The sequence below is a fragment of the Coprobacter fastidiosus genome (assembly GCF_030296935.1).
Classification (GTDB): domain Bacteria; phylum Bacteroidota; class Bacteroidia; order Bacteroidales; family Coprobacteraceae; genus Coprobacter; species Coprobacter fastidiosus.
Window position 1 is genome coordinate 229223 of record NZ_AP028032.1, and the last position, 26774, is coordinate 255996.

20 protein-coding genes, 1 pseudogene and 1 CRISPR repeat array are annotated in these 26774 nt (G+C 37.4%); of the genes and pseudogenes, 10 read left to right on the forward strand and 11 right to left on the reverse strand.

The features are described 5' to 3' along the window. Positions 1-258: 258 nt before the first annotated feature. The 3 genes and pseudogenes from cas9 (at position 259) to cas2 (ending at position 5951) form a co-directional block, all read left to right on the forward strand. Entirely contained in the window at positions 259-4557 is a 4299-nt protein-coding gene (gene cas9, locus QUE35_RS00870) for a type II CRISPR RNA-guided endonuclease Cas9 (RefSeq protein WP_022599516.1), read from the forward strand. A gap of 230 nt (positions 4558-4787) precedes the next feature. Continuing rightward, positions 4788-5619 (forward strand): annotated as a pseudogene (gene cas1 / locus QUE35_RS00875) (type II CRISPR-associated endonuclease Cas1). After that, on the forward strand, positions 5619-5951 hold the full coding sequence (gene cas2, locus QUE35_RS00880) for a CRISPR-associated endonuclease Cas2 (RefSeq protein WP_022599510.1): 333 nt from the start codon (positions 5619-5621) through the stop codon (positions 5949-5951). Before cas1 ends, cas2 begins: the two are co-directional and overlap by 1 nt. A 108-nt stretch (positions 5952-6059) precedes the next feature. Further along, positions 6060-6413: direct repeats of the CRISPR family, unit length 47 nt; unit sequence GATGTTTCCGATACTTCAAAGATACTAAAATGAAAGCAAATCACAAC. A gap of 246 nt (positions 6414-6659) precedes the next feature. Here the strand turns inward: cas2 and ppdK are convergent. Continuing rightward, entirely contained in the window at positions 6660-9374 is a 2715-nt protein-coding gene (gene ppdK, locus QUE35_RS00885) for a pyruvate, phosphate dikinase (protein WP_022599509.1), read from the reverse strand. Positions 9375-9581: 207 nt separating this feature from the next. Between ppdK and rlmD the strand changes: the two genes are divergently transcribed. Continuing rightward, positions 9582-10991 carry a 23S rRNA (uracil(1939)-C(5))-methyltransferase RlmD gene (gene rlmD, locus QUE35_RS00890; protein ID WP_031258041.1) on the forward strand — a complete coding sequence of 470 codons (1410 nt, stop codon included), beginning with the start codon at positions 9582-9584 and terminating at the stop codon, positions 10989-10991. Positions 10992-11114: 123 nt separating this feature from the next. Further along, positions 11115-12467 carry an MFS transporter gene (locus tag QUE35_RS00895; protein ID WP_022599507.1) on the forward strand — a complete coding sequence of 451 codons (1353 nt, stop codon included), beginning with the start codon at positions 11115-11117 and terminating at the stop codon, positions 12465-12467. A 260-nt stretch (positions 12468-12727) separates the two neighbouring features. On the opposite strand, the gene QUE35_RS00900 is transcribed toward QUE35_RS00895, so the two are convergent. The 7 genes from QUE35_RS00900 to QUE35_RS00930 are packed head-to-tail and all read right to left on the reverse strand — an operon-like array spanning position 12728 to position 16821. Beyond that, on the reverse strand, positions 12728-13252 hold the full coding sequence (locus tag QUE35_RS00900) for a DUF481 domain-containing protein (RefSeq protein WP_009316755.1): 525 nt from the start codon (positions 13250-13252) through the stop codon (positions 12728-12730). A 16-nt stretch (positions 13253-13268) separates the two neighbouring features. After that, positions 13269-13484 carry a hypothetical protein gene (locus QUE35_RS00905; protein WP_022599505.1) on the reverse strand — a complete coding sequence of 72 codons (216 nt, stop codon included), beginning with the start codon at positions 13482-13484 and terminating at the stop codon, positions 13269-13271. Positions 13485-13512: 28 nt separating this feature from the next. Beyond that, the gene (locus QUE35_RS00910) at positions 13513-14160 is read right to left on the reverse strand and encodes a 3'-5' exonuclease (RefSeq protein ID WP_022599503.1); all 648 of its coding nucleotides are present in this window, start codon (positions 14158-14160) and stop codon (positions 13513-13515) included. After that, positions 14135-14782 carry a DUF5063 domain-containing protein gene (locus QUE35_RS00915; protein ID WP_009316759.1) on the reverse strand — a complete coding sequence of 216 codons (648 nt, stop codon included), beginning with the start codon at positions 14780-14782 and terminating at the stop codon, positions 14135-14137. The genes QUE35_RS00910 and QUE35_RS00915 overlap by 26 nt, the downstream gene beginning before the upstream one ends. Before the next feature lie 3 nt (positions 14783-14785). Further along, a complete protein-coding gene (gene nadD, locus QUE35_RS00920; protein ID WP_009316760.1) occupies positions 14786-15373 on the reverse strand; it encodes a nicotinate (nicotinamide) nucleotide adenylyltransferase in 588 nt (195 codons plus the stop codon). A 3-nt stretch (positions 15374-15376) separates the two neighbouring features. Then, on the reverse strand, positions 15377-15943 hold the full coding sequence (gene gmk, locus QUE35_RS00925) for a guanylate kinase (protein WP_009316761.1): 567 nt from the start codon (positions 15941-15943) through the stop codon (positions 15377-15379). A gap of 5 nt (positions 15944-15948) precedes the next feature. Then, complete coding sequence (locus tag QUE35_RS00930; protein ID WP_009316762.1) at positions 15949-16821, reverse strand: YicC/YloC family endoribonuclease; 873 nt, start codon at positions 16819-16821, stop codon at positions 15949-15951. A 681-nt stretch (positions 16822-17502) separates the two neighbouring features. Between QUE35_RS00930 and QUE35_RS00935 the strand changes: the two genes are divergently transcribed. From QUE35_RS00935 to rimM, 5 genes are all read left to right on the forward strand, one after another. Then, positions 17503-17757: a hypothetical protein gene (locus QUE35_RS00935; RefSeq protein ID WP_009316763.1), complete on the forward strand. Its 255-nt coding sequence runs from the start codon at positions 17503-17505 to the stop codon at positions 17755-17757. Positions 17758-17841: 84 nt separating this feature from the next. Beyond that, on the forward strand, positions 17842-18537 hold the full coding sequence (gene tsaB, locus QUE35_RS00940; protein WP_022599497.1) for a tRNA (adenosine(37)-N6)-threonylcarbamoyltransferase complex dimerization subunit type 1 TsaB: 696 nt from the start codon (positions 17842-17844) through the stop codon (positions 18535-18537). A gap of 16 nt (positions 18538-18553) precedes the next feature. Further along, complete coding sequence (locus QUE35_RS00945) at positions 18554-19150, forward strand: DUF4290 domain-containing protein (RefSeq protein WP_022389801.1); 597 nt, start codon at positions 18554-18556, stop codon at positions 19148-19150. A 47-nt stretch (positions 19151-19197) separates the two neighbouring features. Further along, complete coding sequence (gene murA, locus QUE35_RS00950; protein ID WP_022599495.1) at positions 19198-20502, forward strand: UDP-N-acetylglucosamine 1-carboxyvinyltransferase; 1305 nt, start codon at positions 19198-19200, stop codon at positions 20500-20502. 2 nt (positions 20503-20504) lie between these two features. Further along, the gene (gene rimM / locus QUE35_RS00955; RefSeq protein ID WP_009316767.1) at positions 20505-21026 is read left to right on the forward strand and encodes a ribosome maturation factor RimM; all 522 of its coding nucleotides are present in this window, start codon (positions 20505-20507) and stop codon (positions 21024-21026) included. A gap of 93 nt (positions 21027-21119) precedes the next feature. Here the strand turns inward: rimM and QUE35_RS00960 are convergent, their stop codons facing one another. From QUE35_RS00960 to QUE35_RS00970, 3 genes are read right to left on the reverse strand one after another with little or no spacing between them, the layout of a single operon-like run. After that, a complete protein-coding gene (locus QUE35_RS00960) occupies positions 21120-22472 on the reverse strand; it encodes a citrate/2-methylcitrate synthase (protein WP_022599493.1) in 1353 nt (450 codons plus the stop codon). A gap of 27 nt (positions 22473-22499) precedes the next feature. Then, complete coding sequence (icd, locus tag QUE35_RS00965) at positions 22500-23759, reverse strand: NADP-dependent isocitrate dehydrogenase (RefSeq protein WP_009316769.1); 1260 nt, start codon at positions 23757-23759, stop codon at positions 22500-22502. A 5-nt stretch (positions 23760-23764) separates the two neighbouring features. Then, the gene (locus tag QUE35_RS00970) at positions 23765-26029 is read right to left on the reverse strand and encodes an aconitate hydratase (protein ID WP_022599492.1); all 2265 of its coding nucleotides are present in this window, start codon (positions 26027-26029) and stop codon (positions 23765-23767) included. Positions 26030-26774: the final 745 nt, after the last annotated feature.

Sequence of the window (26774 nt, forward strand, 5' to 3'; positions counted from 1 at the left end):
AATTAAATTTATAAAGCCTTATCTTACTTCAAAATAGGGTAGGACGTGTTTTCATAGAATTTAAATTGCCGGAAAACATAAGCTTTACCTGTAAAAATCCCCCGCAGAAGGGCGAGGGAACCTAATGTTTTCACAACGGAATGATCCTTATTGTGATTTGCTTCATTTTAGTATGACAAAAGTATAAAATAAATGGTTTATGTGCAAATATTTTTAAAATAAAATTTTTATATTTGGGAAAGTTAAAACAAATATATCATGAAAAAGATTTTAGGTCTGGATTTGGGTTCGAACAGTATAGGGTGGGCATTGGTAAATGAAGCTGAAAATAGTGATGAGGTATCATCGATCATTAAGTTGGGTGTACGAGTAAATCCTTTGACTGTCGATGAAATGCAAAATTTTGAGAAAGGGAAAAGTATTACTACTAATGCGGACAGGACTCTTAAAAGAAGTATGCGCCGTAATTTGCAGCGGTATAAATTGCGGCGCGATGCATTAATAAAGCTTTTAAAAAAAGTTGGGTTTATAACGGATGGTACTATTCTTTCGGAGCAAGGAAACAGAACGACATTTGAGACTTATCGTTTAAGGGCGAAAGCTCCCGATGAAGAAATCTCTTTACAGGAACTTGCACGTGTGTTGTTGATGATCAACAAAAAACGGGGATATAAAAGCAGTCGAAAAATAAAAGAAAAAGAGGCCGGAACTTTGATTGACGGAATGGAGGTTGCTAAAAAATTGTATGATGAGGATTTAACTCCCGGGCAACTTTGTCTACAGCTACTCGAATCGGGCAAAAAGTCTCTGCCTGATTTTTATAGTTCCGATTTGCAGGAAGAGTTTGATAGAATATGGAACTTCCAAAAACAGTTTAACCCGAAAGCCTTTTGTGATACCGCCAAAGAAGAAATCAAAGGAAAGAATAAAAGCCAGACATGGGCTATTCTGGCGAAATACTTTATTTGGACGGATGAAATGGTTGTTTGGAATGAAAAAGAGTCCAAAACAGAACGTGTGGAAAAAGAATGTAAACTCGTCGGTCTTAAACGGACTGTCAAAAAGGAGGAACAAAGAAAAGAGAACTATTGTTGGCGTGTACAAGCTCTTACGGAGCAGCTCGACTTGGAAAAAGTTGCAGTGGTGTTGCAGGAAATTAATGGACAGATAAGTACTTCAAGTGGTTATTTAGGAGCAATTAGCGACCGGAGCAAGGTCCTTTATTTTAATCGTCAGACGGTAGGTCAATATCAAATGGCTGAACTGGAAAAGAATCCCAATACAAGTCTGCGTAACATGGTGTTCTACCGGCAGGATTATTTGGATGAGTTTGATAAAATTTGGGAAAAGCAGGCGGAATTCCATAAGGAGTTGACCGTGGAGCTGAAAAAAGAAATTCGTGATATTATTATCTTTTACCAAAGACGCTTGAAAAGCCAAAAAGGTTTGATCGGTTTTTGTGAATTTGAAAACCGAGAAATTATGGTGGAGAAAAATGGCAAGATGCAAGCTAAGGTGGTGGGATGTAAAGTCATACCTCGTTCACATCCTTTGTTTCAAGAATTCAAAATATGGCAGACATTGAATAATGTAGAAGTATTTGCCGGTGAAAAAAAGTGTAAGCGAAAGAGAACGGATGCTTTTCCCGGATTGTTTGACGGTACGGAGGATACTTTGATGGTAGAAGGATGGCGATATTTATATCAAGAAGAAAAAGAGATATTGGCTAAGGAACTCTCCGTAAAAAAGAGCCTTAAAAAAGAATATATTTTAAAACTCCTGTTCGACAATCCTCAGGATTTGGATATGAATTTCGAACAGATAGAAGGAAATGATACGGGGAATGTCCTCTTTTCGGCATACAGCAAAATGATCGAGAAGTATGGCTATGAACCGTTGGATTTTGGAAAACCGACAGATAAGATAATAGAACAGTTGCAAGTTATCTTTGCCGATCTGGGATGGAATACAGATTTGCTTTTCGTAGATTTGAATAAAGAGGGTAAAGATTTGGAGAAGCAGCCTTATTTCAAGCTTTGGCATTTATTATATTCATTTGAGGGAGACAATACACCGACCGGAAACGGAAAGTTGGTTGAAAAGCTTATGGAGCTTTGCCATGTGGGCAAAGAGTGTGCCTTAGAACTTGTGAATATTTCGTTCCAAAACGATTATGGAAGCCTGAGTGCTAAAGCTATTAAAAAGATTTTGCCTTATTTGAAAGAAGGCAACCGATATGATGTGGCATGTGGATATGCAGGCTATCGCCATTCTAAATCTTCTCTGACTAAAGAGGAGATAGAAAATAAGGTATTGAAAGATAAACTGGATATTCTGCCTAAAAACAGCTTGCGTAATCCGGTAGTTGAAAAGATTTTGAATCAAATGGTGAATGTGATTAACGCAATCATTGACACTTATGGAAAACCTGATGAAATTCGAGTAGAATTAGCGCGTGAATTGAAGAAAAGTGCTAAGGAACGGGAAGAACTGACTAAAGCTATTGCAAAAAGTACCCGTGAACATGAAGAAATACGTAAAGTATTGCAGGAAGAATTCGGCATGATAAATGTGAGCCGTAATGACATTATTCGCTATAAACTTTATGAGGAATTGAAGGATAACGGATATAAAACGTTGTATTCCAATCAGTATATACCCAAAGAAAAAGTGTTCAGTAAAGAGATAGATATAGAACACATCATTCCGCAAGCTCGGCTTTTCGATGATTCATTGTCGAATAAGACATTGGAGTATAAAGCGATTAACATTGAGAAAGGAAATAAAACAGCTTATGACTTCGTAAAGGAGAAATATGGAGAAAAAGGCTTGCAACAATATCTTAATCGTTGCGAAAGTTTGTTTAAAGGTCAGAGAACAAAACTCCGGAAATTGAAAATGGGGCAGGAAAATATTCCGGAAGGATTTATTGATCGGGATTTGAGAAACACACAATATATAGCTAAAAAGGCTCTCGCTATGCTGAATGAGATTTGTCGCAGAGTAGTAGCTACCACCGGTTCTATAACAGATAGATTGCGAGAGGATTGGCAGCTTGTGGATGTATTGAAAGAATTGAACTTGCCTAAATATGAGACTTTGGGTTTGGTAGAAGTGTATGAAGATAAGGATGGACGAAAAATTAAAAGAATAAAGGACTGGACAAAAAGAAATGATCATCGGCATCATGCCATGGATGCTTTAACCGTAGCTTTTACCAAAGATGTGTTTATTCAATACTTTAACAACAAAAATGCGGCATGGCAGGCTGACTGCAAAGAGCACTCCGATATAATAGGTATAAAGACTCGTTATTTTGAAAATGGAAGGTCTTTGCCTCCTATGCCGTTAGTGCGGTTTCGTGCAGAAGCGAAAAGTCATTTGGAAACTTTGTTGGTATCTATTAAGGCTAAAAATAAAGTAGTTACTAATAATGTGAATTGTACAAAAAGAAAGGGCGGAGAAAATAAGAAGTTACAACAATCCCCGCGAGGACAATTGCATTTAGAAACTATCTACGGTAGCCATAGACAATATGTTACGAAAGAGGAAAAAGTGAATGCTTCTTTTGACTCCTCTAAAATTGCGACAGTGTGCAAACAGGCTTATCGGAATGCTTTGCTTGAACGGTTGGCGGCTTTTGGTAACGATCCCAAGAAAGCGTTTACCGGTAAAAACTCGTTGGAAAAAAATCCGGTTTACCTTAATAGGGAACAAACGGCACGAGTACCGGAGAGAGTACGAACGGTTGAGTTGGAAACTGTCTATACTATACGTAAACCTGTCGATCCGAATTTAAGTGTAGACAAGGTGGTTGATGCAAAAGTTCGTTCTATTTTGGAGCAACGTTTGAGAGAATATGATGGAGAAGCCAAGAGAGCATTTGTTAACTTAGATGAGAATCCTATATGGCTGAATGAGGAGAAAGGAATAGCTATCAAGCGAGTGACTATTCGAGGTATTAATAAGGTGCAATCATTGCATGGCAAGAAAGATAAAAACGGAAATCTGATTTTAGATGAAACAGGAAAGAAAATCCCTGTGGATTTTGTGAATACAGGCAATAATCATCACGTGGCTATTTATCGAAAACCTGTTTTAAATAAGACAGGACAAGAGATGCTTGATAATGAAGGTAATCCTGTGTATGAACTTGACGAAGTCGTGGTTTCTTTCTTTGAAGCTGTCACACGGGTGAATTTAGGTTTACCTGTCATAGATAAGAATTATAACAAAAGTGAGGGCTGGCAGTTTATGTTCACGATGAAACAGAACGAGTATTTTGTGTTCCCTAATGAGAAAACCAGATTCGACCCGAAAGAAGTGGATTTGTTGAATCCGGAAAATTATGCGGTGATCAGTCCTAATTTGTTTAGGGTACAGAAGATTACGGAAAAAGATTATATGTTTAGACATCATCTGGAAACTAAGGTTGTTGATGATAAGTTTTTAAAAGAAATTACATGGAAACGTATTCTAACACCCAATAAATTAGAAGGTATAGTTAAAGTCCGAGTAAATCATATAGGGCAGATTGTCTCAGTAGGAGAATATTAAAAGTAGATTATTTATAAGGAATTCCTTAGAGCTTGTCTCAATTTTGCTCGGGTCGGGTTTGAGAGTGCCTTTCGAGGATGTTTTTCTGATTTTATGAGGAGGATAGCGGGATATCTGACGAGTGAAAATGGGAAAGAAGACCGGAAGAAAACGCAAAAATGATCTGATAGTATTTTTTATTGGAAAGTTTAGACAGCTCTTAGAAACTTAATGACTAAAATCTGTGTATTATGATTAAGAAAACACTTTATTTTGGAAACCCAGCCTATCTATCATTAAGAAATGCCCAATTAATAATAAGATTACCGGAAGTTGTTGATAATGACACTCTCCCTGAATATTTTAAACAAGTATCAGAAGTGTCCAAACCGATAGAGGATATCGGTGTTATAGTATTGGATCATAAACAGATAACTATCACTTCAGGGGTATTGGAGGCATTCCTTGAAAATAATTGTGCTGTTCTGACATGTGACAGTAAAAGTATGCCGGTAGGTTTATTACTTCCTCTACATGGAAATACTACACAGAACGAGAGGTTTAGGCAGCAGTTGGATGCTTCTCTGCCATTGTCGAAACAACTTTGGCAGCAGACGATAAAAGCTAAGATAGAGAATCAGGCAGCAGTGTTAAAAGAGTGTACCGGAGAAGAGATAAAATGCATGAAAGTTTGGGCGGCCAATGTGAGAAGTGGAGATCCGGATAATCAAGAAGCTCGTGCTGCAGCTTATTATTGGAAAAACTTGTTTCGGATAGAAGGTTTTACAAGAGATATTGGGAATACATCACCACAACCGCTATAATGCTTATTGCATGGCAGATGATATTATGGAGCCATATCGTCCCTATGTAGATAGATTAGTTTATAGCATAGTTAGGCAAGGGGGAAATTACGCTGAGTTGACAAAAGAGTTGAAAGTCCGATTACTGACTATTCCTACATTGGAAACCAATATTGCCGGAAAACGAAGTCCGTTAATGGTAGCAGTTGGACAGACTACTGCTTCTTTGTATAAGTGCTTTAGTGGAGAATTGCGTAAAATATCCTATCCGGAAATTTGATGGACCGATTTAGTGAATATCGTGTTATGTGGGTACTTGTACTATTTGATTTGCCTACTGAAACGAAAAAGGATAAAAAGGCATATACAGATTTTAGGAAGAATCTGCAAAAGGATGGCTTTACAATGTTTCAATTTTCCATTTATGTTCGTCATTGCGCCAGTAGCGAAAATGCAGAAGTACATATAAAAAGAGTTAAATCTTTTCTCCCGGAGCATGGGAATGTAGGAATTATGTGTATTACAGATAAGCAATTTGGAAATATTGAACTTTTCTATGGTAAGAAAACAATGTCGGTGAATACTCCGGGTCAGCAATTAGAACTGTTCTAAAAAGAAAAATCCTGCCATTGTGCAGGATTTTTCATAGGAAATAACATCAATTTTTTTATTCTGATTTGTTTTGTAAGTCATTAATTAATAAAATCTTACAAAGATCGTGATGTTTCCGATACTTCAAAGATACTAAAATGAAAGCAAATCACAACTTCTGTATCCGTTGTATCAGTTTCCATTCTGATGTTTCCGATACTTCAAAGATACTAAAATGAAAGCAAATCACAACTCAAAGAAGATCGTCCGGAAATTAGTTTCGATGTTTCCGATACTTCAAAGATACTAAAATGAAAGCAAATCACAACAGTCGCCCGACAGCACTTTACTGATGGTGGGATGTTTCCGATACTTCAAAGATACTAAAATGAAAGCAAATCACAACAGTCGCCCGACAGCACTTTACTGATGGTGGGATGTTTCCGATACTTCAAAGATACTAAAATGAATACAAAATTCTGTATAAAGGATTAATAAATTGAGAATGTAAGATTATATAATAAATGTTGATCATACTCATTTCTATAAAAGTAGAGAAAAGTGCTATTATGATATTAATATAGATGTAGTTAGACTGAAGAGATCACAGTGTAAAGAAGAATATTTGATAACTTGTAGGAATAATAGATTTTATTTTTCCCCTCAAATATAAATTAGGCTGTAATATTTTGTATTACAGCCTAACTGATATTGTAAGATTAAAGGGGGTTAGTCCTCGATAGCAGCCTGCGCCGCAGCGACCCGTGCGATAGGTACACGATAAGGACTGCAACTCACGTAATTCATGTTGAGAGAGGCACAGAACTTGACAGATGATGGTTCTCCGCCGTGTTCACCGCAAATACCGACTTTCAGTTTCGGTTTGGTAGCACGACCTTTTTCTGTACCCATACGTACTAATTGTCCTACACCTTGTTGATCGAGGATTGCAAACGGATCGTTTTTTAATATTCCTTTTTCTTGATATATTTTCAGGAACTTACCGGCATCATCTCGAGAGAATCCAAATGTCATTTGGGTCAAGTCATTTGTTCCGAAAGAGAAGAAATCGGCTACTTCCGCTATTTTATCGGCAGTTAATGCGGCGCGGGGAACTTCGATCATTGTTCCTACTTTATATTCGATTTGATCGTTGCGTTCCGAGAACACTTTTTCTGCAGTTTGATGAATGATAGCAGCCTGCATTTTCAATTCTTCGACTATGCCTACCAGAGGAACCATGATTTCAGGAATCACTTTTGCTCCTTTGGCTTTTGCATCGAGTGCAGCCTCGATAATGGCACGAGCTTGCATCTCGGTAATTTCAGGATATGTACATCCCAATCGGCAGCCACGATGTCCTAACATAGGGTTGAATTCTTCCAGAGAATCACATGCAAGTTTTACTTCTTCTATAGAAAGTCCCATCTCTGCGGCCAGTTCTTTTTGTGTAGCTAACTGGTGAGGTACGAATTCGTGCAAAGGAGGATCGAGAAGACGTATCGTTACTCCGAAACCGTCCATTGCCATAAAGATACCTTCGAAGTCCTGACGCTGCATAGGAAGCAGTTTCTTTAAAGCTTCTCTGCGGCCTTCTTCATCTTTAGAAAGAATCATTTCTCGCATGGCTTTAATTCGATCACCTTCGAAGAACATATGTTCTGTACGGCAAAGTCCGATACCTTTTGCTCCGAATTTACGTGCAACGGCAGCATCCTTAGGCGTATCGGCATTGGTTCTTACATCCATTTTGGTGTATTTCTCCGCCAACTCCATAATTTTTGCAAAATCTCCGCTTAAATCGGCATCAACGGTATTTACCTGTCCGTCATAAACTTCTCCGGTCGATCCGTTCAGAGAAATCCAATCTCCTTCTTTATAAATGTGACCGCCCATTTCCAAAGTGCGGGCTTTATAATCTACTTTTATTTCTCCAGCTCCCGATACACAGCATTTCCCCATGCCACGAGCTACTACGGCTGCGTGAGACGTCATACCTCCTCGAGCTGTCAGAATACCTTGAGCTACGTTCATTCCGCGTAAGTCTTCCGGAGACGTTTCGATCCGTACCAAAATTACTTTTTTCCTTTTTTCCGCCCATTCTTCTGCATCATCTGCGAAAAATACGATCATTCCGGTTGCTGCACCCGGAGATGCAGGAAGACCTTTGGCTACTACTTTAGCCTCTTTCATCGCTTTTTTATCGAATACCGGATGTAATAATTCGTCCAGTTTTTGCGGTTCCATTCTTTTGAGTACGGTTTTCTCGTCGATGACACCTTCCCGAAGCATATCCATGGCGATTTTTACCATAGCAGCTCCGGTACGTTTTCCATTACGGGTTTGCAATAACCATAACTTACCGTCTTGAATCGTAAATTCAAGATCCTGCATATCTTTGAAGTAGTCTTCGAGTTTCTGTTGTGTTTCGATCAGGTCTTTAGCACAAGCAGGCATCGCTTCTTCCAGTGAAGGATATTTGCTTGCACGTTCTTCTTCCGATATACCTTGCAATGCAGCCCATCTGCGAGATCCTTCGATCGTGATTTGTTGCGGAGTTCTGATTCCGGCAACCACGTCTTCTCCTTGTGCGTTGATCAGATATTCACCGTTAAATATATCTTCTCCGGTAGCGGCATCTCTCGTAAATGCAACTCCGGTAGCAGAAGTTTCACCCATATTTCCGAATACCATTGCCTGTACGTTTACGGCAGTTCCCCATTCTTCGGGGATTTGGTTCATGCGACGATAATAGATAGCCCGTTCGTTCATCCAACTATCGAATACGGCACAAATAGCTCCCCATAGTTGTTCCCATGGAGAATCCGGAAAATCTTTGCCTGTGTGTTCCTTTACAGCAGCTTTGAACTTCTTTACTAAGAGTTTGAGGTCTTCGACTTCCAGTTCGGTGTCGTTTTTTACCCCTTTTTGTTTTTTAACTTCGTCCATTACCTCTTCGAACGGATCGATATCTTCTTTACTTTTGGGTTTCATTCCCAATACGACATCTCCGTACATTTGAACGAAACGGCGGTAAGAGTCCCATGCAAAGCGAGGGTTTCCCGATTTTTTGGCAATACCTTCTACCGCTTCATCTGTCAGTCCTAAATTTAATACCGTATCCATCATACCCGGCATAGAGACTCTTGCTCCGGAACGAACGGAAACCAATAAGGGGTTTTTTGCATCACCGAATTTTGTTCCCATCAGATTCTCTACATGGGCCATCGCTTTTTCTACATCAGCCTTAATTAATTTTACAACTGCATCTTTCCCTTCTTTATTATAGGCTGTACAAACTTCAGTTGTGATCGTGAAACCGGGAGGTACAGGAACTCCGATCAGATTCATTTCAGCAAGATTGGCACCTTTTCCTCCCAACAGATTCTTCATGTCAGAACGGCCTTCTGCTTTGCCGTTCCCGAAAGTATAAACACTCTTCATAGTATAAATAAAATTATTAATATGTCTTTGTTCTTAAAATAAATGTAACAAAGGGTTAACTCTTTACAAAAATATGAGTTATGATTAAATATGCAAAAATTCTGAGAATAATTTTGACCTGTCATTGATTTTTGGAATATCCGTATAGATTGTTTAAGAAATATGCTTAACTTTGACCAAATTTGTTTTTGTTTTAAAAGTACTATTTTGGCACGTAAAAAGAAAGAGCTTCCTGTTATAGAACAGGTCGAAATTACAGATGTGGCTGCTGAAGGCAAGGCGATAGCTCGGATTGACGATTTAGTCGTTTTTGTTCCGTTTGCCGCTCCCGGAGATATTGTCGATTTGCAATTATATAGAAAAAAACATCGTTATGCTGAAGGGCGGATATTGAAGTATCATAAGTATTCCGAAATGCGTGTTGAGCCATTTTGTTCGCATTTTGGTGTATGTGGAGGATGCAAGTGGCAGCATATCCCGTATGAAAAACAAATAGCATATAAACAACAGCAGGTTTTTGATAACCTTTCTCGAATCGGAAAAATCGATTTACCGGAAATTTCTGCGATAAAAGGCTCGGAGAAGACTCGTTTTTACCGTAATAAGCTGGAATTTACTTTTTCGAATAAGTCTTGGCTTACTCAAGAAGAATTGCAGTCTACACAAACTTTTGATTCTCGAAATGCTTTAGGATTCCATATTCCCGGAATGTTCGATAAGGTACTGGATATAAAAACTTGCTGGCTGCAGGATAATATCTCTAATGACATTCGGTTGGCTATTCGAAAATTCGCTCTTGATCATGATTATTCTTTTTTTGATCTGAGAGAGCAGCGGGGATTGATGCGTAATATCATAATTCGTACGGCATCAACCGGTGAGGTTATGTTGATCGTCGTTTTTTTTGAAAATGATAGGTCTAAGATTGACGCTATGATGGAATATCTTGCGGAGACCTTTCCTCAAATTACTTCTTTATTATATATAATAAACCAGAAAGCTAATGATACGATTACCGACCAAGAGGTTCATGTGTTCAAAGGTCGGGATTATATATTGGAGTCGATGGAGGGATTACAATTCAAAATAGGACCTAAATCTTTTTATCAGACCAATTCTGAACAGGCGTATGAGTTATATAAAATAGCTCGAGATTTTGCTGGGCTTACCGGAGAAGAACTTGTTTATGACTTATATACGGGAACTGGGACTATTGCAAACTTTGTGGCCTGCCGTGCCCGAAAAGTGATAGGAATAGAGTATGTTCCGGAAGCGATTGAAGATGCAAAGGTAAATTCTGAATTGAATGGCATCAGTAATACATTGTTTTATGCCGGAGATATGAAGGATATTCTTACACAGGATTTTATAAATGAACATGGCCGACCTGACGTTATTATTACCGATCCTCCGAGAGCCGGGATGCATGATGATGTCATAAAGACCATTTTGTTTGCCGAACCTGTAAAAATCGTTTATGTCAGTTGTAATCCTGCAACTCAGGCGCGGGATCTGAATCTGTTGGATGAAAAATATCGTGTCGAAAAAGTTCAGCCGGTAGATATGTTTCCACATACTCATCATGTAGAAAATGTAGTATTGTTGGTAAAAAAATAAAGGGGGAGATAACGTTATCTCTCGTATTCGGAATAAATAAGGAAAATGGAAAGCTCAGGGGGACTTTTTGCTTTCCGTTTCTTTTTGTGTATTGATACTTGAAAAATAATTTAAAATAAGAAGATGGAAAAGGAAAGAACTTTAAGAGATTCTGTTCTCGTGCGTTGGTCTGCGTTGGGAATTGTCGCTTTCACCATGATGGCGGCATATTTTGTAAACGACATTATGGCTCCGCTGAAAACTATGTTAGAAGCTAATTTAGATTGGACCAGTCGTGATTTTGGATTCTTTACGGGAGCATATAGCTTTTTGAACGTATTTTTGTTGATGTTGATTTGGGGCGGCTTGATGCTTGACCGTTTCGGAATACGATTGACAGGAAAAATTGCTGCGATTTTGATGGTGTTCGGTACGGCTTTGCAGTATTATGGCATGACAGCGAATATTTCGACAGAAGCAACGTTTTTCGGTTACAAGCAAGGTGTTTTTATGGCAGCAGCCGGTTATTCTATTTTTGGAGTCGGAGCAGAAGTCGCAGGGATTACCGTTACTAAAATTATTGCAAAGTGGTTTAAAGGGAAAGAGCTCGGTACTGCGATGGGAATTCAAGTAGCATTGGCTCGTATAGGTTCTCAAGTCGCTTATTCGGTATCTATTCCTTTGGCAAAGAGTTTTTCTATATCGACTCCGGTACTTTTAGGTTTGGTTTTGTTAGTTGTCGGATTGGTGACGTTTTTTATATATGCTGTGATGGATCGAAAGCTTGATAAGCAAGAAGATTATGCAGAAGAGGAAGACGAGAGTAAGTTCAGTTTCAAAGATGTAAAAAATATTTTGATTAATCCGGGTTTCTGGTTGATCGCTTTATTATGCGTATTATTCTATTCCTGTGTATTCCCGTTCCAGAAATTTGCTTCCGAACTTATGATCAATAAATACGGAATCAGTGATAATTTGGCAGGTACAATTGCCGGCCTGCCGGCTTTGGGAGCATTGATCCTAACACCTGTATTCGGTATTTATCTCGATTGCAAAGGAAAAGGTGCGAGTATTATGATGTTGGGAGCAGCAATGCTTATCGGAGTTCACTGTATCTACGCATTACCTTTCATCACCAATTATCTCGTGGCGATAATCCTGATGATTATTTTAGGTATTGCATTTTCTCTTGTTCCGTCAGCGATGTGGCCGAGCGTTACTAAAATTTTCCCTGCTCGCCAGTTGGGAACAGCGTATGCACTTATCTTTTTTATTCAGAATATAGGTTTGTGGGGAGTACCTAACCTTATCGGATGGGTATTGGATAATTATTGTGTTGTCGGGAATGAAAATAATGCAAATCTTTATGATTATACGATACCTATGTTTGTCTTTACCGGTTTTGCCACTTTATCGTTTATTGTTGCCTATTTGCTGAAAGTTGCAGATAAAAAATACGGCTATGGGTTGGAGAAGCCGAATATGAAAGACTGCTAAAAGTCGGAACAGTATTGTTGTTTATCTGTCTATAAGGAAATATGAAAGTACGAGGTAATCGGAATTTTAAGTGATGTTTATAAGTTAGACGAGTTAAATATTATCCGATTATAGAAAAGGTTCAAAATGATCTGCACCCCAAAAGTTAGACAAAAACTTTTGGGGTGCAAATCATTTTAACCGGTTACCTGTATTTTTATATCTTATTTTTTGAGATCAAACTAAAGGAAGTGGCTGTAAACCTTGCATTAATTTTTTTATTAGAAAAATACACCGATACCGATTTTAAATCCGTATTCATTCCTTTGGTCGGTGAAACTGTATTTCCAATAAACGTCTGGTTCTATTGCGACATTTTGAGATACGAATATCGAATATCCCAAATCAGCTCCGAAATAAAAATAATCTCTTTTTCGGGTAATATTCGAACTGTATTCTCTAAGCCATACCTTGTCGTACCCCAATTCTGCCGACAAATATAATTTCGAAAAAAGATAATATCGCAATCCCGTGTTTAAGTTTATGCTATTGTCCTTATAATCATTTTGTCGATCGACTTTAAATCCTACACCTACTAATAAAGCCAATCTGTCGCATAAAAAATTACCGCCTTTAAAACCCATTCCGAGTTTAAATCGATTATCTTTATCCAGATCGTTGTTTGTTCCGCTTAAGTCAAATGCCGTGAATTGCGGATTCAATAGCCAATGTCCTCTCTCTGTCTGGGCTGAAATAGAAAAGCTCAGGCAGATCAAACATGTGATGATTATTATTTTCTTTGACATATCGGTTTTGTTTTAGTTATTCAGATAAATCTTGTTGCTGTTGCCGTTCTCTTTTTAACCGTTCTTTTTTACGCAAAACGACCCTAAGTAAAAATATTACGATTAGAGTAACTAATATAATCGCAAAATATTCGACGTATTGGCCGGCTTCGATAAATTTGGGCCAGCCGATATAAGCCATAACACCCAAATAAATTAATAATATGATAGTTATTAAATTTGATTTTTTCATTTCTGTAATATACTTAATTAAAGCGAAATTAAACTATCTCTTGCAATGCAGATCTGTTTTTATAAAAATCAGAAAAACACTCTGTCGAAAGACTTTTATATATACGGACACAAGCCCATGCGTCGGTTGCTGCATATCTTTTTTGAGCATCAGAAAGTATATCGGCTTCCCAATTGGATAATCTTTGAGATTTGGATATTTTCTTTCCGAAAAGAATAGCATATATCTTTTGCAAGCTCATGTCTTCTATATTGAATTGTTTCACGTAGCTTTGCAGTTCGATAAAACCTTTTGGCTCGAATGGTGCTATTTTGTGAAGCATAGAAAAATCATCTTTTAATGACAACCCGATTTTTGTAATGTTCGGATTCTCGAATAGTGTTTTCAGTGTAGGAGTAAAACCTGTTCGGTTTATTCTGAAAAGAAAACAAGTATCTTCTGTTGCGATTTGTATGAGAGCTACAGTATGAGATTTCCCTTTTCTAAAAGAGGGACGGGTTTCGGTATCTACTCCCAGAATAGGAAAATCCGAAAGATATGAGATCGCTTTTTCTATATCTTGTTCATTTTGGACCACGATAATACGTCCTGAAAAAGCGTCTGTTTCCAGTTTAGATATTTCTTCTTTTGATATTTTTATTGGTTTGTATTTATTCATTCCATTTATTCCATTCATCCATGTTCATATCTTCCTTCCATGATTCTTGGCGTTGGGAAAATAGATTATTTCCGTTTGTTGGTTTTATGTTGTCATGATGATGCGTTTCTATATCTTCCGACTCTTCTGAGGAGTATTTTAACGAATGTAAAGCCCTTAAAACATTTACGAGTTTCTGTCCCCAATAATCCATAAAATTGTTTTTACATTCGTTTAAGGATACACGCATACATTCTTCGTTTCCCAAACTATATACCGATATGAAATCTTTAATATCTTGATATATATCGGTAAGATCTTCAGATATATATGCAATGATAGGACTTTCACTGTATTGCATATCTGCATGGAAAACCTCAAGATATGAATCTTGTTCACCTAATATTTGTTCTATACTATTGCGAATATATTCATAAATTTCTTCAGTAACAAAATGTTCTATATTTATGTCATATTCTTCGTTCTCCTCATTTGAGTCCGGAAGCAATATCGCTTTGAGATAGAGCAAAGGAAGAATCTTTACGGTGGTATCTATAAATTCGCATTTTTCGCTTTCCTGAACTTTTTCCATTAAGGCGCAAAATTCGACACCGACTGTAACAAACTCGATTGTGTTTTTTGAAAAAATATAGTTATCCATAATTTATGTTTGCGGTTGATATAATGCCTTTGACAGAATATATCGATATACATTCGAAGGCATATAATAGTTCATATTTTTTCCTTTGGAAATACCTTCTCTAATAAAAGTTGAAGATATTTCGATTATCGGACTTTTGGCTATTTGAATATTTTTGCCGTTTAAGGAATTTTTAGAAGCTATTTCATATCCGAGACGAGGATATATAAAAATAGGATAATTGTCTAAAATTTCCTGGTAGTCTTTCCAACGGTCGAAAATGAGCCAGTTATCCGAACCTATGATTAAATGAAATTCATTTTCGGGATATTTTTCTTTTAATGTTTTTAATGTTCGTACAGTGTACGAGGGTAGAGGCAAAGAAAATTCTATATCACAATATTTGAATTTCCGGTTTCCACGGATAGCTTTTTTTACCATCGTTATTCTGTGAATGTCCGATAACAAATCTCTCTTGGATTTCAGCGGATTTTGAGGTGATACGACAAACCATATTTCGTCCAGCTTTTCAAACTCGCAAAGATAGTTGGCGATAATTAGGTGTCCTGTATGTATCGGATTAAAAGATCCGGAGAATATTCCTATTTTCATGGTTTAATGAGCCGTAAAATTCTGTATAGCTTGTAACGCTTGTTTTTGAGCGTCTTCTAAATTATCATTGACGATAACAATATCGAATTGGGAAGCAAAAGAAAGTTCGTATTCCGCTTTATTCAATCTGCACTCGATAACATCCGGGGCATCTGTTCCACGATCTGTTAATCTTTGGCGTAAGACTTCCACACTTGGAGGTTGTATGAATATCGATAAAGCCCGATCACCATAGAACTTTTTTATATTTATTCCGCCAACAACGTCGACATCGAAAACAACATTTTTTCCTTCGGCAACAAGTCTTTCCACTTCACATTTTAATGTACCGTAAAATTTATCTGCATATACTTCTTCATATTCGAGAAATTCGTTGTTGGAGATTTTTGTTTTGAATTCTTCAGGACTCATAAAATAATATTCTACTCCGTTCCTTTCGTTACCTCTCGGAGCGCGGGATGTTGCGGATATAGAAAAGGCCAGGTTGAGATTTTGTTGTAATAAGTAATTTATAATCGTTGATTTCCCTGAACCTGATGGTGCTGAAAATATGATTAGTTTCCCTTGCATAACAATTACATTACATTAAGAACTTGTTCTTTAATTTGCTCTAATTCATCTTTCATGCGAACGACTATTTTTTGTAATTCCGCATGGTTGGCTTTAGAACCTAATGTGTTGATCTCTCGCCCCATTTCTTGACTGATAAAACCGAGTTTTTTCCCTTGTCCTTTACCGGAGGCCATTGTTTCTATGAAGTATTTCAGATGATTGTCCAGACGATGTTTTTCTTCGTTAATATCCAATTTTTCGATATAGAAAATCATTTCCTGTTCAAATCGGTTTTTGTCATAATCGAAATTTTCTATTTTGCTTAGGGCTTCATGTATTCTGACTTTAATCTTTTCAACGCGTTCCTGTTCATATGGTTCAACCTCTTTGAGAAGGGATGCGATATTGTCGATCTTTTGGGTAAACAGTTTTTGGAGCATTACTCCTTCTTGTTGCCTGAACTCTTCCAATTGTCCGATTGCCTTGTCTATTGTCTGCATCAATACATCTCCTTCGTTGTCTTCTAATTCCATTGTATCGGTTTTCATCGATTCGGGAAGACGTAGTAAAGTCTGAAACCAATCTGTCGGTAAAGCTATCTTCAATGTTTCAGAAGCCTCTTTGATCTGTTGATAATATCCTTCTATGACAGGCATATTGAGTTGAGTACAAGCATCCCGACCGATATTTTCTATAAAAATAGAAAAATCGACTTTCCCGCGCTCTAATCTTTTGGCGATTTCTGATCGTATTTCCATTTCTTTCTCACGATATATAGCCGGAATACGAGTCGATAAATCGAGTTGTTTACTATTTAGAGATTTTATTTCTACTGTGATTTTTCGATTGGGCAGTTCGGTAATAGCTTTGCCGAACCCGGTCATTGAATGTATCATTGTAATTAATGTTTTTGCAAAATTAATTTTAATTCTGTTTCAATGGTCATTAAATAAAAAAAAATGCTTATTTTATTGGTATCAATGTTTTTTGAGATTAGAAACTTGTCTGCACGATTCTTTATCGGACGAGAAATTTTATACTGAGTAAATGTGTTTGTTTTATTATCTTGATTTATAGATATATTATTGATATTTTAAGTAAATATATGAGTAAAAATGTCTTTATTGTTTTAAAATAATATCAAAAATAAATTTTTTGTTCAGATTTATATCTATTTTTATTGTTGAGAAAGGTACGGAAATACAAAACTCCCAGTGTGTAGTTCTGCTTGTGTAAGTATAAAACCTCCATCCAGACACGCAAAGAGTTGTTGTGTTTCTGTACCTTTCTCATTCAAACAGAACGGATGGAGGTTTCTTTTTGTTTAATGTTAGTTTGACAAGCAAATGGAAAACTTTAATCTGGACAAGGAGTCGGGGAAGTTTCAAACTCTTTTATTCAAATTTATAGTTTTGTTGACACGAAATCGGGATGAAGCTTTAAATATAATACAGAATGTAAATTACCTGATATTTAAAAATCGGAATAAATTCAGACTATGGCAATATCCATCGAGAATGTCATTTACTTTTATAAAGAACTATTTTATCTCCCGATCAAGAAACAAAAACAAAGTTATGTATTTAAAACAAGAAAATCAATATTCTATTTTTGATGAGTATGATGTTGCTCTTTATAATCGCATTTTTATTCTGAATATCGTAAAAAATATGAATGTTAGAGATCGTGTTTTGATCGGATTTTTGATCCTAAGAAAAAATTATGATGAAATTGGTCGTGCGTTAGGAATAAATGAAGAACAGGTCAAAGAAAGAGTGTATAATCTCAGAGAGAAGATAGAATGTTTGTTTCCTGAACTTTTTAATAAGTGATTGGAATATATTCTGAATCATACAGGGAAAATGAAAAAAAACAGCTACTTTTGCAAAATAAAATATTAATTATTACAAGAATAGATGGCGACTCTTTTAAATATAGAAACTTCTACATCTGTCTGTTCGGTGGCGTTGACACATGAAGGACAAGTTATATTTCGCCGGGAAAATTATGAAGGACCTTCTCATGCTTCATGTTTGGGTGGATATGTGAAGGAAGCTATCGATATGGCAAAACATTACGGTTTTAAGTTAGATGCCGTTGCTGTCAGTTGCGGACCGGGTTCTTATACCGGACTCAGAATCGGAGTATCTATGGCAAAAGGTCTTTGTTTCGGGTTGGGAATACCGTTGATAGGTATAAATACTCTTGAAATAATGACCTGTCATGTAATGTTTAGGGAAAAATATCCAGAAAATACTTTGTTTTGTCCGATGATCGATGCACGGCGCATGGAGGTCTATTCTGCTATTTATGATTTATCTTTAAATCCTGTGAAGCCCGTATCTGCCGATATTATCGAAGCCGACACTTATGAGAACTTTTTGAGAGAACAATCTGTTTTATTTTTTGGCAACGGAGCTGCGAAGTGCCGTTCGGTATTGACAAATCCGAAAGCCCTTTTTTTAGATAAAGATATAAATCCTTTGGCCTCTGATATGTTGGCTTTGGCAGAAAAAGCTTTCAGAGAGAGAGATTTTAAGGATGTTGCTTATTTCGAACCTTTTTATTTAAAGGAGTTTGTAGCAACTAAGCCGAAACATAAAGTTTTATAACTAAATATTTTTAATTATGCCCGATTATAATACACAACAAAAAAAGTTGATCATGCCCGAATATGGACGTAATGTTCAGCAAATGATAGATCATTGCGTGTCGATAGAGGACCGTGAAGAGCGTACTCGTTGTGCAAATACGATTATAAACATCATGGGAAACTTGTTTCCCCATCTTAGGGATGTCGATGATTTTAAACATAAATTGTGGGATCATTTGGCTATTATGTCCGATTTTAAGTTAGATATTGATTATCCTTATGAAATTATTCGGAAAGAGAATCTTCGTACTAAGCCGGATAGAATTCCGTATACTTTAACTCCGATTCGTTATAGACATTATGGAAAAACTCTTGAGCGTATGATAAAGAAATGTGAAGATTACCCCGATGGCCCGGAACGGGATCAACTGATTTCTTTATTGGCCAATCATATGAAGAAATCTTTTCTTACTTGGAATAAGGAGGTTGTTGATGACGATAAAATATTCAAGGATCTAAGAGAATATTCCCATGGTAGAATCGATCTTAGTCCGGAAACTTTCCGATTGAAGGAGTCGAAAGAGTTTCTTCAGAAAAAGAATAAAAATAATATGAGAAAAGCGGGTAGATAACCGCTTTTTTTGTATCTTTCACAAAAACAATCAAATTCCGACACAATATGGCATCGTTTGTTATAGAAGGGGGACATCGTCTACAGGGGGATATTGTTCCGCAAGGCGCTAAGAATGAAGCTTTACAGATTATTTGTGCTACATTGCTTACATCCGAAGAAGTTAAAATTTATAACATTCCCGATATTTTGGATGTAAATAATTTGATACAATTATTGAGAGACATGGGAGTCACAGTGCAGCATATAGGGGTTAATGCCTACAGTTTTAAAGCGGATAATGTGAACTTGGATTATCTGCATTGTGAAGATTTTTTACGGCGTAGCGCATCATTGCGAGGTTCTGTTATGATTGTCGGACCGTTGGTCGCTCGTTTCGGGATGGCGGTTATACCCAAGCCGGGAGGTGACAAGATCGGCCGGAGACGGTTAGATACTCACTTTATCGGTATTCAAAAGTTAGGGGCAGATTTTACATATTATCCCGAACAGCAGTTGTATGAAATTACAGCGAGAGAATTGAAAGGTGCTTATATGTTATTGGATGAAGCCTCGGTGACCGGTACAGCCAATATACTTATGGCTGCAGTGTTGGCAAAAGGTACGACAACGATATATAATGCAGCGTGTGAGCCTTATTTGCAGCAGCTTTCCAAAATGTTGAATAAAATGGGCGCAAAAATTTCGGGTATCGGATCAAATCTGCTGACCGTCGAAGGAGTAGAATCATTAGAGGGATGTTCTCATACTATATTGCCCGATATGATAGAAGTCGGGAGTTTTATCGGGATGGCGGCAATGACCGGTTCTGACATTCGGATTAAAAATGTTTCCTATAACGATTTGGGAATTATTCCGGATAGTTTTCGCCGTTTAGGGATTACGTTAAATCAGGAAGGTGACGATATACATGTGCCGCATCACGATTATTATGAAATAGAAACTTTTATCGACGGGTCGATCATGACTTTTGCTGATGCGCCTTGGCCGGGGTTGACTCCAGATTTGTTGAGCGTATTTTTAGTTGTTGCGACACAAGCAAAAGGAAGTGTGCTGATTCATCAGAAAATGTTCGAGAGTCGTTTGTTTTTTGTCGATAAATTGATTGATATGGGAGCTCAAATTATATTATGCGATCCGCATAGAGCAGCTGTAATCGGGCAGGGGAAATCTCATACATTACGTGCGGCGACAATGGTTTCTCCGGATATTCGTGCAGGTATTGCCTTATTGATAGCCGCCATGTCGGCAGACGGTATCAGTACGATTCATAATATTGATCAGATAGATAGGGGATATCAGGATATTGATAAAAGGTTGAATAAATTAGGGGCGAGAATTACCCGTTTGTAATCATGATTACGAGAGAAGAATTAATAAAAATCGGACAGTTCAATAAGCCTCACGGCATACACGGAGAAATATCTTTATCTTTTACCGATGATGTATTTGACCGTACGGATTGTCCTTATATTGTGTGCGAGATAGATGGTATTTTTGTCCCGTTTTACATAGAAGAATACAGGTTTAAGAGTGAGATGACCGCCCTTTTCAAATTAGAAGATGTCGATACTGACAGTGATGCCAGAGTTTTTACTAATTTGGACGTTTATTTCCCGAAATCTTATTTAGAAATGGAGGGGGAAGATTATATTGCTCCCGGAGATTATTTCTTGGGATATACAGTCGTCGACAAACATCATGGTATCTTGGGGAAAATTGTACATATAGATGATTCGACAATAAATACGTTGTTTGTTGTGGATCGTGATGCCTCTGAACTGCTTATTCCGGCGAATGATGATTTTGTGATATCTGTTGATAAAGAAAATAAAATTATAAAGATGAATATTCCGGATGGATTGCTGAATCTGTAAGTTTTTGAAAGAACTTCCCAAAATGAAATAAAGGGCAAGACCGAATATTCGGCCTTGCCCTTTATTGAGAAAAATGAGAAAATTATCGAATATTTAACGTTTATCTAAAGGAATAAAGGGCGCATCTTCCGACACGTTTTTATATGCTGGGCGGATAATACGTTTGCTGTCAAAGTTAAGTTCTTCGATTCTATGTGCCGTCCATCCTGTAATACGAGACATCGCAAAAAGAGGTGTATATACTTCTTTAGGTAAACCGATCATTTCATATACAAATCCGGAATAAAAATCGACGTTTGCACAAACCCGTTTTTTTACTTGGTTCCCTTTGAATTTCATAAAAGTCTCTATTGCACGTTCCTCTATCAATTCCAGAAATGCAAACTCTTTGTCCAAACCCTTTTCCTTTGCAAGATTGCGAGCCCATTCTTTAAGCAATAAGGCACGAGGATCGGAGATAGTATATACTGCGTGACCGATGCCATATATTTTTCCGCTTTTATTGTATCCTTCCTTACGTAGCATTTTAGTCAAATAAGCATCTATTTCATCTTTATCTGTCCAGTCGCTGATTACTTCTTGCAGATGATGGAACATATCGATAACCCTAAGGTTTGCACCTCCATGTAACGGACCTTTTAAAGAGCCTATTCCGGCTGCGATAGAGGAATAAGTATCTGTTCCCGATGAACTGGTAACCCGTACGGTAAATGTAGAGTTATTCCCTCCGCCATGATCGGCGTGAAGCATTAGTGCCAAATCGAGAATACGTGCTTCCGATTGGGTATATTGAGGACCTTTCAACATAAACAGAAAATTTTCCGCGATAGAAAGATTTTCTTTCGGATGTCTGATGTGCAAAGATCTCCCTTGTTGACTATGTCTTAAAATGTTATAGGCATATGCTATGATTGTGGGAAATTTGGCTATCAATTCTATAGATTGCCGCATCAGATTGTCTCTGGATGTATCGTCGGGATTAGGATCGAACGTGTACATTTCGAGAACACTCCGAGCCAGAATATTCATAATATTATGTCCCTCAAGATCCAGAATATTCATCGTCGTTTTTTGCTCTAAAGGCATAGATTGGTTAAGCAAACGGGTAAATGTTTCCAATTCGTCTTTATCCGGTAAAAAACCTGAAAGAAGGAGAAAGGCCGTTTCTTCAAAGCCGTAACGATTTTCCTTTTCAATGCCTTTAACCAGATCTTCGATATTAATACCCCGATATACGAGCTTTCCCGGAATAGCTTTGAGACCGCCTTCCGGCATACGTTCATATCCTACGACATCTCCGATTTTTGTCAATCCGACAAGTACACCTGAATGATCCTCATTGCGTAAACCCCTTTTTACATTATGTTTTACAAACAGTTCGTTATCTATATGGCTTGTACTCTTGATAGAATCAGAGAGTTTGTATATCATATATTCATCTTTCATATCTTTATAATCTTTACTCTCTTGTTGTTACAAATTTCGGATAATTTCATCTCTGAATTCGGTTGTTGTCAGAGTTTTAGAATCGTCCATAAACCGGGCTAAATCTATGGTTGCTTTATGTGACTGGAATGTCTTTTCTAAAGCGTTGACGATATTTGCTGCGGCCTCTTGCCAGCCTAAATATTCGAGCATCATTACTCCTGATAGTAGGAGTGAAGACGGATTGACTCTGTTTTTACCGGCGATATTAGGAGCTGTACCGTGTGTAGCTTCGAATATGGCATGTCCTGTAATGTAATTTATATTTGCACCCGGTGCAATTCCGATGCCTCCCACCATGGCGGCTAACTGGTCAGAAATATAATCTCCGTTTAAGTTTAAGGTCGCAATGACCGAATATTCTTCCGGAATTAGGAGAGTGTTTTGAAGAAAAGCATCAGCAATAACATCTTTAATAATAATTTTTCCTTCTTTTATTGCTTTTTTCAGGGCATTTTCAGCAGCCGGTTCTCCATCTGATTTTTTTAGCCGTTCATACTGCATCATAGTGAATACTTGATTACCGAATTCTCTTTCGGCCATTGCATATCCCCATAATTTGAATCCGCCTTCGGTGAACTTCATGATATTGCCTTTGTGTACAAGAGTCACAGACGGGAGTTTGTGTTCAATAGCATATTGAATAGCAGATCGTATAAGTCGTTCGCTTCCTTCAATAGAAACAGGCTTCACTCCGAAAGAAGAGGTTTGGGGAAATCTTATTTTACTCACTTTCATTTCATTTTGCAGAAAATGAAGAAATTTTTCAGCTTCGGGACTTCCTTGCTGCCATTCTATTCCGGCGTATATGTCTTCCGTATTTTCCCGGAAGATATGCATATTGACTTTATGGGGTTCTTTTATCGGAGAAACGACGCCTTTGAACCAGCGTACCGGACGTAGGCATACATATAGATCCAGTTCTTGCCGTAAAGCAACGTTTAGCGATCGAATACCCCCGCCTACGGGTGTGGTTAACGGGCCTTTGATTCCGATCAGGTATTCTCGAAATGTTCTCATGGTCTCTTCCGGAAGCCATGAGCCTGTTTGTTTAAAGGCTTTTTCTCCGGCAAGAACTTCGAGCCATTCGATTTTTCTTTCTCCTGCATAACATTTTTTTACAGCGGTATCGATAATAGATTGTGTAACAGGCGATATTTCCGCTCCGACACCATCGCCGGCTATGTATGGAATAGTTATATTATTGGGGACTACCAATTTCCCGTTTTCTATTTTTAGTTTTGCCATGATCACTATTTTTTATTTGCTAGATAGTTTAATGCGCTTCCTGCTTTAAACCATTCGATTTGTAAATTATTATATGTGTGAGAAGCTTCAAAACTTTCAAGACTTCCATCCGGATGAATAATTTCTATTGTCAGATTTTTATCTGGAGCAAAAGATTCCAGCCCTTTGACTGATAAAATATCTTTTTCCTTAATTTTATTGTAGTCATCCTTATTGACAAATGTCAGAGCCAGCATGCCTTGCTTTTTTAAATTGGTTTCATGAATACGTGCAAAAGATTTGCATAAAACCGCTTTTACGCCAAGAAAACGAGGCTCGAGGGCTGCATGTTCCCGAGATGATCCTTCCCCATAATTTTCTTCAGCTACGACTATTGATGATATTCCGTGCATTTTATAACTTTTCGCGGTCCCGGAAACGGTGTCGTACTCATTTGTCAGTTGGTTGAAAACTTCGTTTGTCTTGCCATTAAAAGCATTTACTGCACCCATTAGTAAATTGTCCGATATGTTTTCGAGATGTCCCCTGAAACGTAACCAAGGTCCTGCCATTGATATATGATCTGTCGTACATTTCCCGCTTGTTTTTATCAGTAAAGGCATTCTTTCGAAATTCAACGGATTAAACGGTGCGAAAGGTGACAGTTTTTGTAATCGTTTAGAGTTCGGATCAATGATAATATCAGAAGAAGATAGGCCTTTGTCCGGAGCTATGTAGCCGGGATCTTTGACATCAAAACCTTTAACAGGAAGTTCTTCTCCTTCTGGCATATCCAATTTTACAGACTCCCCGTTTTCATTGATTAAGGTATCTGTCAAGGGATTAAAGCACAGATTCCCGGCGATTGTCAAAGCTGTGACGATTTCGGGAGAAGCGACAAATGCATGTGTATTCGGATTGCCGTCTGCACGTTTTGCAAAATTTCGGTTAAAAGATGTCACAATCGAATTTGCCCTTTGATTATCATCTGTATGACGTTTCCATTGTCCTATGCAAGGACCGCAAGCATTTGTCATGACAATACCTCCGATCGATTCGAAATCGGAGATCAATCCGTCTCGTTCTGCTGTATAACGAACTTGTTCTGATCCGGGATTAATTCTGAATTCGGCCTTTGCTTTTAGATGTTTTTTTGATGCTTGTCGGGCTACAGATGCCGCACGGCTTAAATCTTGATATGATGAGTTTGTACAAGACCCGATCAGACCTACTTCCATAGTTTGCGGATATCCGTTTTCTTTAACGATTCGGCCGAATTCCGAAATAGGATGTGCCGCATCCGGAGTAAAAGGTCCGTTGATATACGGCTCGAGTTCGGAAAGATTGATTTCTATGATCCGATCATAATATTTTTCGGGATTGTCGATTACCTCTTTGTCCGCTTCTAAATAATCTGAAAGTTTGTTTGCCATTTCGGCAATTTGTTCGCGTCCGGTAGCTTTAAGATACCTTGCCATGCTCTCATCGTATGCAAATAGGGATGTTGTCGCTCCTACTTCAGCACCCATGTTGCAAATAGTCGCTTTCCCTGTTGCCGACAGATTTTTAGCCCCTTCACCGAAATATTCTATAATGGCATTTGTTCCGCCTTTTACAGTGAGTATTCCGGCTAATTTTAAAATGACATCTTTGGGAGAAGCCCAACCGTTCAGTTCACCGGTTAATTTGACTCCTATTATCTTGGGCATTTTCAATTCCCATGGAATACCGGTCATGACATCTACCGCATCTGCTCCTCCTACACCGATTGCTATCATACCTAACCCACCGGCATTGGGAGTATGAGAATCTGTCCCTACCATCATACCTCCCGGGAATGCATAATTTTCTAAAACGACCTGATGTATGATTCCAGCTCCCGGTTTCCAGAAACCGATCCCGTATTTGTTTGAGACATCTTTTAAGAAGTCATATACCTCTTGATTGGAAACAAGAGCTTTTTTTATGTCGTTACTTGCATCTATATCCGCTTGTATAAGATGGTCGCAATGTACGGAAGAAGGTACGGCTACTTTGTCTTTCCCTGCAATCATAAATTGTAATAAAGCCATTTGTGCCGTAGCATCTTGCATCGCAACTCTGTCCGGAGAAAAATTGACATAGTCGATTCCTCGTATAAACGGTTTATGGGGATACTCATTATTATACAAATGCGCATATAAGATCTTTTCTGTAAGAGTCATCGGACGACCTAATAATTGACGGCTTTTTTCAACCTTTTCTGCATACGAAGCATATACTTCCTGTATTAATTCTATATCAAATTGCATATTTAAAAATGTTTTGTGCAAATATATATCATTTTGTTTATTCTATATCTGTTTTTATATTATTATTTTTGATTTTATTATTTGTATAGAGAAAAATGAATTCTATTATGTATATTTATGTGTTATTTATGCGTTTTTTGATAAAAGTAATTACGATATAATATAATAATCATTTTGATATCTCTATATACGTTATTTGTATATATTGACGGGGATTTGTCCAATTTTTTTTTGTGGTATAGATTGTTTTGGTGTCAGATTAAAATATATTCAAGTAATTATTATATATTTTGTAAATATATTCAAGTAATTATTATATATTTTGTAAATATATTTCTATATATAATAGGATTTTATTATTTAATTTTATATCTTTACTTTTAAAACATAGAATGGTTCGATTTAAAATGGAGAAACATGAGTTTTGATGTGGATCATACGGTTACTGGTTTGGGATTTCAAACATATTTTGTGTTCCAAGGCAGTACATATCAAATATCTTCCAATGGTAGAGATTGAATATATAGTTGCTGGGGCTGTTTGTTATAGGGCTACTACAGCGGGAGAATTAGGTGTTGAGGTAACTGTTACCGAATTTTCAATGCATGGGAAGGTTGCACCAAAAGTTTATTAAATTTTAAATCTAAATATATGGACTTTATAGATTTATTTTTTAGTTATGGACCACTGATTTTGATGGTTATTATTTATATTATTCCTATAATAGTAGGTTGCTATTTATTTC

What these genes read in the sequence shown, in the direction of transcription:
- cas9 (WP_022599516.1), top strand. Translation starts at nt 259, where the DNA reads ATGAAAAAGATTTTAGGTCTGGATTTGGGTTCGAACAGTATAGGGTGG.
- cas2 (WP_022599510.1), top strand. Translation starts at nt 5,619, where the DNA reads ATGGACCGATTTAGTGAATATCGTGTTATGTGGGTACTTGTACTATTT.
- ppdK (WP_022599509.1), bottom strand. Translation starts at nt 9,374, where the DNA reads ATGAAGAGTGTTTATACTTTCGGGAACGGCAAAGCAGAAGGCCGTTCT.
- QUE35_RS00895 (WP_022599507.1), top strand. Translation starts at nt 11,115, where the DNA reads ATGGAAAAGGAAAGAACTTTAAGAGATTCTGTTCTCGTGCGTTGGTCT.
- QUE35_RS00900 (WP_009316755.1), bottom strand. Translation starts at nt 13,252, where the DNA reads ATGTCAAAGAAAATAATAATCATCACATGTTTGATCTGCCTGAGCTTT.
- QUE35_RS00905 (WP_022599505.1), bottom strand. Translation starts at nt 13,484, where the DNA reads ATGAAAAAATCAAATTTAATAACTATCATATTATTAATTTATTTGGGT.
- QUE35_RS00910 (WP_022599503.1), bottom strand. Translation starts at nt 14,160, where the DNA reads ATGAATGGAATAAATGGAATGAATAAATACAAACCAATAAAAATATCA.
- QUE35_RS00915 (WP_009316759.1), bottom strand. Translation starts at nt 14,782, where the DNA reads ATGGATAACTATATTTTTTCAAAAAACACAATCGAGTTTGTTACAGTC.
- nadD (WP_009316760.1), bottom strand. Translation starts at nt 15,373, where the DNA reads ATGAAAATAGGAATATTCTCCGGATCTTTTAATCCGATACATACAGGA.
- gmk (WP_009316761.1), bottom strand. Translation starts at nt 15,943, where the DNA reads ATGCAAGGGAAACTAATCATATTTTCAGCACCATCAGGTTCAGGGAAA.
- QUE35_RS00930 (WP_009316762.1), bottom strand. Translation starts at nt 16,821, where the DNA reads ATGATACATTCAATGACCGGGTTCGGCAAAGCTATTACCGAACTGCCC.
- QUE35_RS00935 (WP_009316763.1), top strand. Translation starts at nt 17,503, where the DNA reads ATGTATTTAAAACAAGAAAATCAATATTCTATTTTTGATGAGTATGAT.
- tsaB (WP_022599497.1), top strand. Translation starts at nt 17,842, where the DNA reads ATGGCGACTCTTTTAAATATAGAAACTTCTACATCTGTCTGTTCGGTG.
- QUE35_RS00945 (WP_022389801.1), top strand. Translation starts at nt 18,554, where the DNA reads ATGCCCGATTATAATACACAACAAAAAAAGTTGATCATGCCCGAATAT.
- murA (WP_022599495.1), top strand. Translation starts at nt 19,198, where the DNA reads ATGGCATCGTTTGTTATAGAAGGGGGACATCGTCTACAGGGGGATATT.
- rimM (WP_009316767.1), top strand. Translation starts at nt 20,505, where the DNA reads ATGATTACGAGAGAAGAATTAATAAAAATCGGACAGTTCAATAAGCCT.
- QUE35_RS00960 (WP_022599493.1), bottom strand. Translation starts at nt 22,472, where the DNA reads ATGAAAGATGAATATATGATATACAAACTCTCTGATTCTATCAAGAGT.
- icd (WP_009316769.1), bottom strand. Translation starts at nt 23,759, where the DNA reads ATGGCAAAACTAAAAATAGAAAACGGGAAATTGGTAGTCCCCAATAAT.
- QUE35_RS00970 (WP_022599492.1), bottom strand. Translation starts at nt 26,029, where the DNA reads ATGCAATTTGATATAGAATTAATACAGGAAGTATATGCTTCGTATGCA.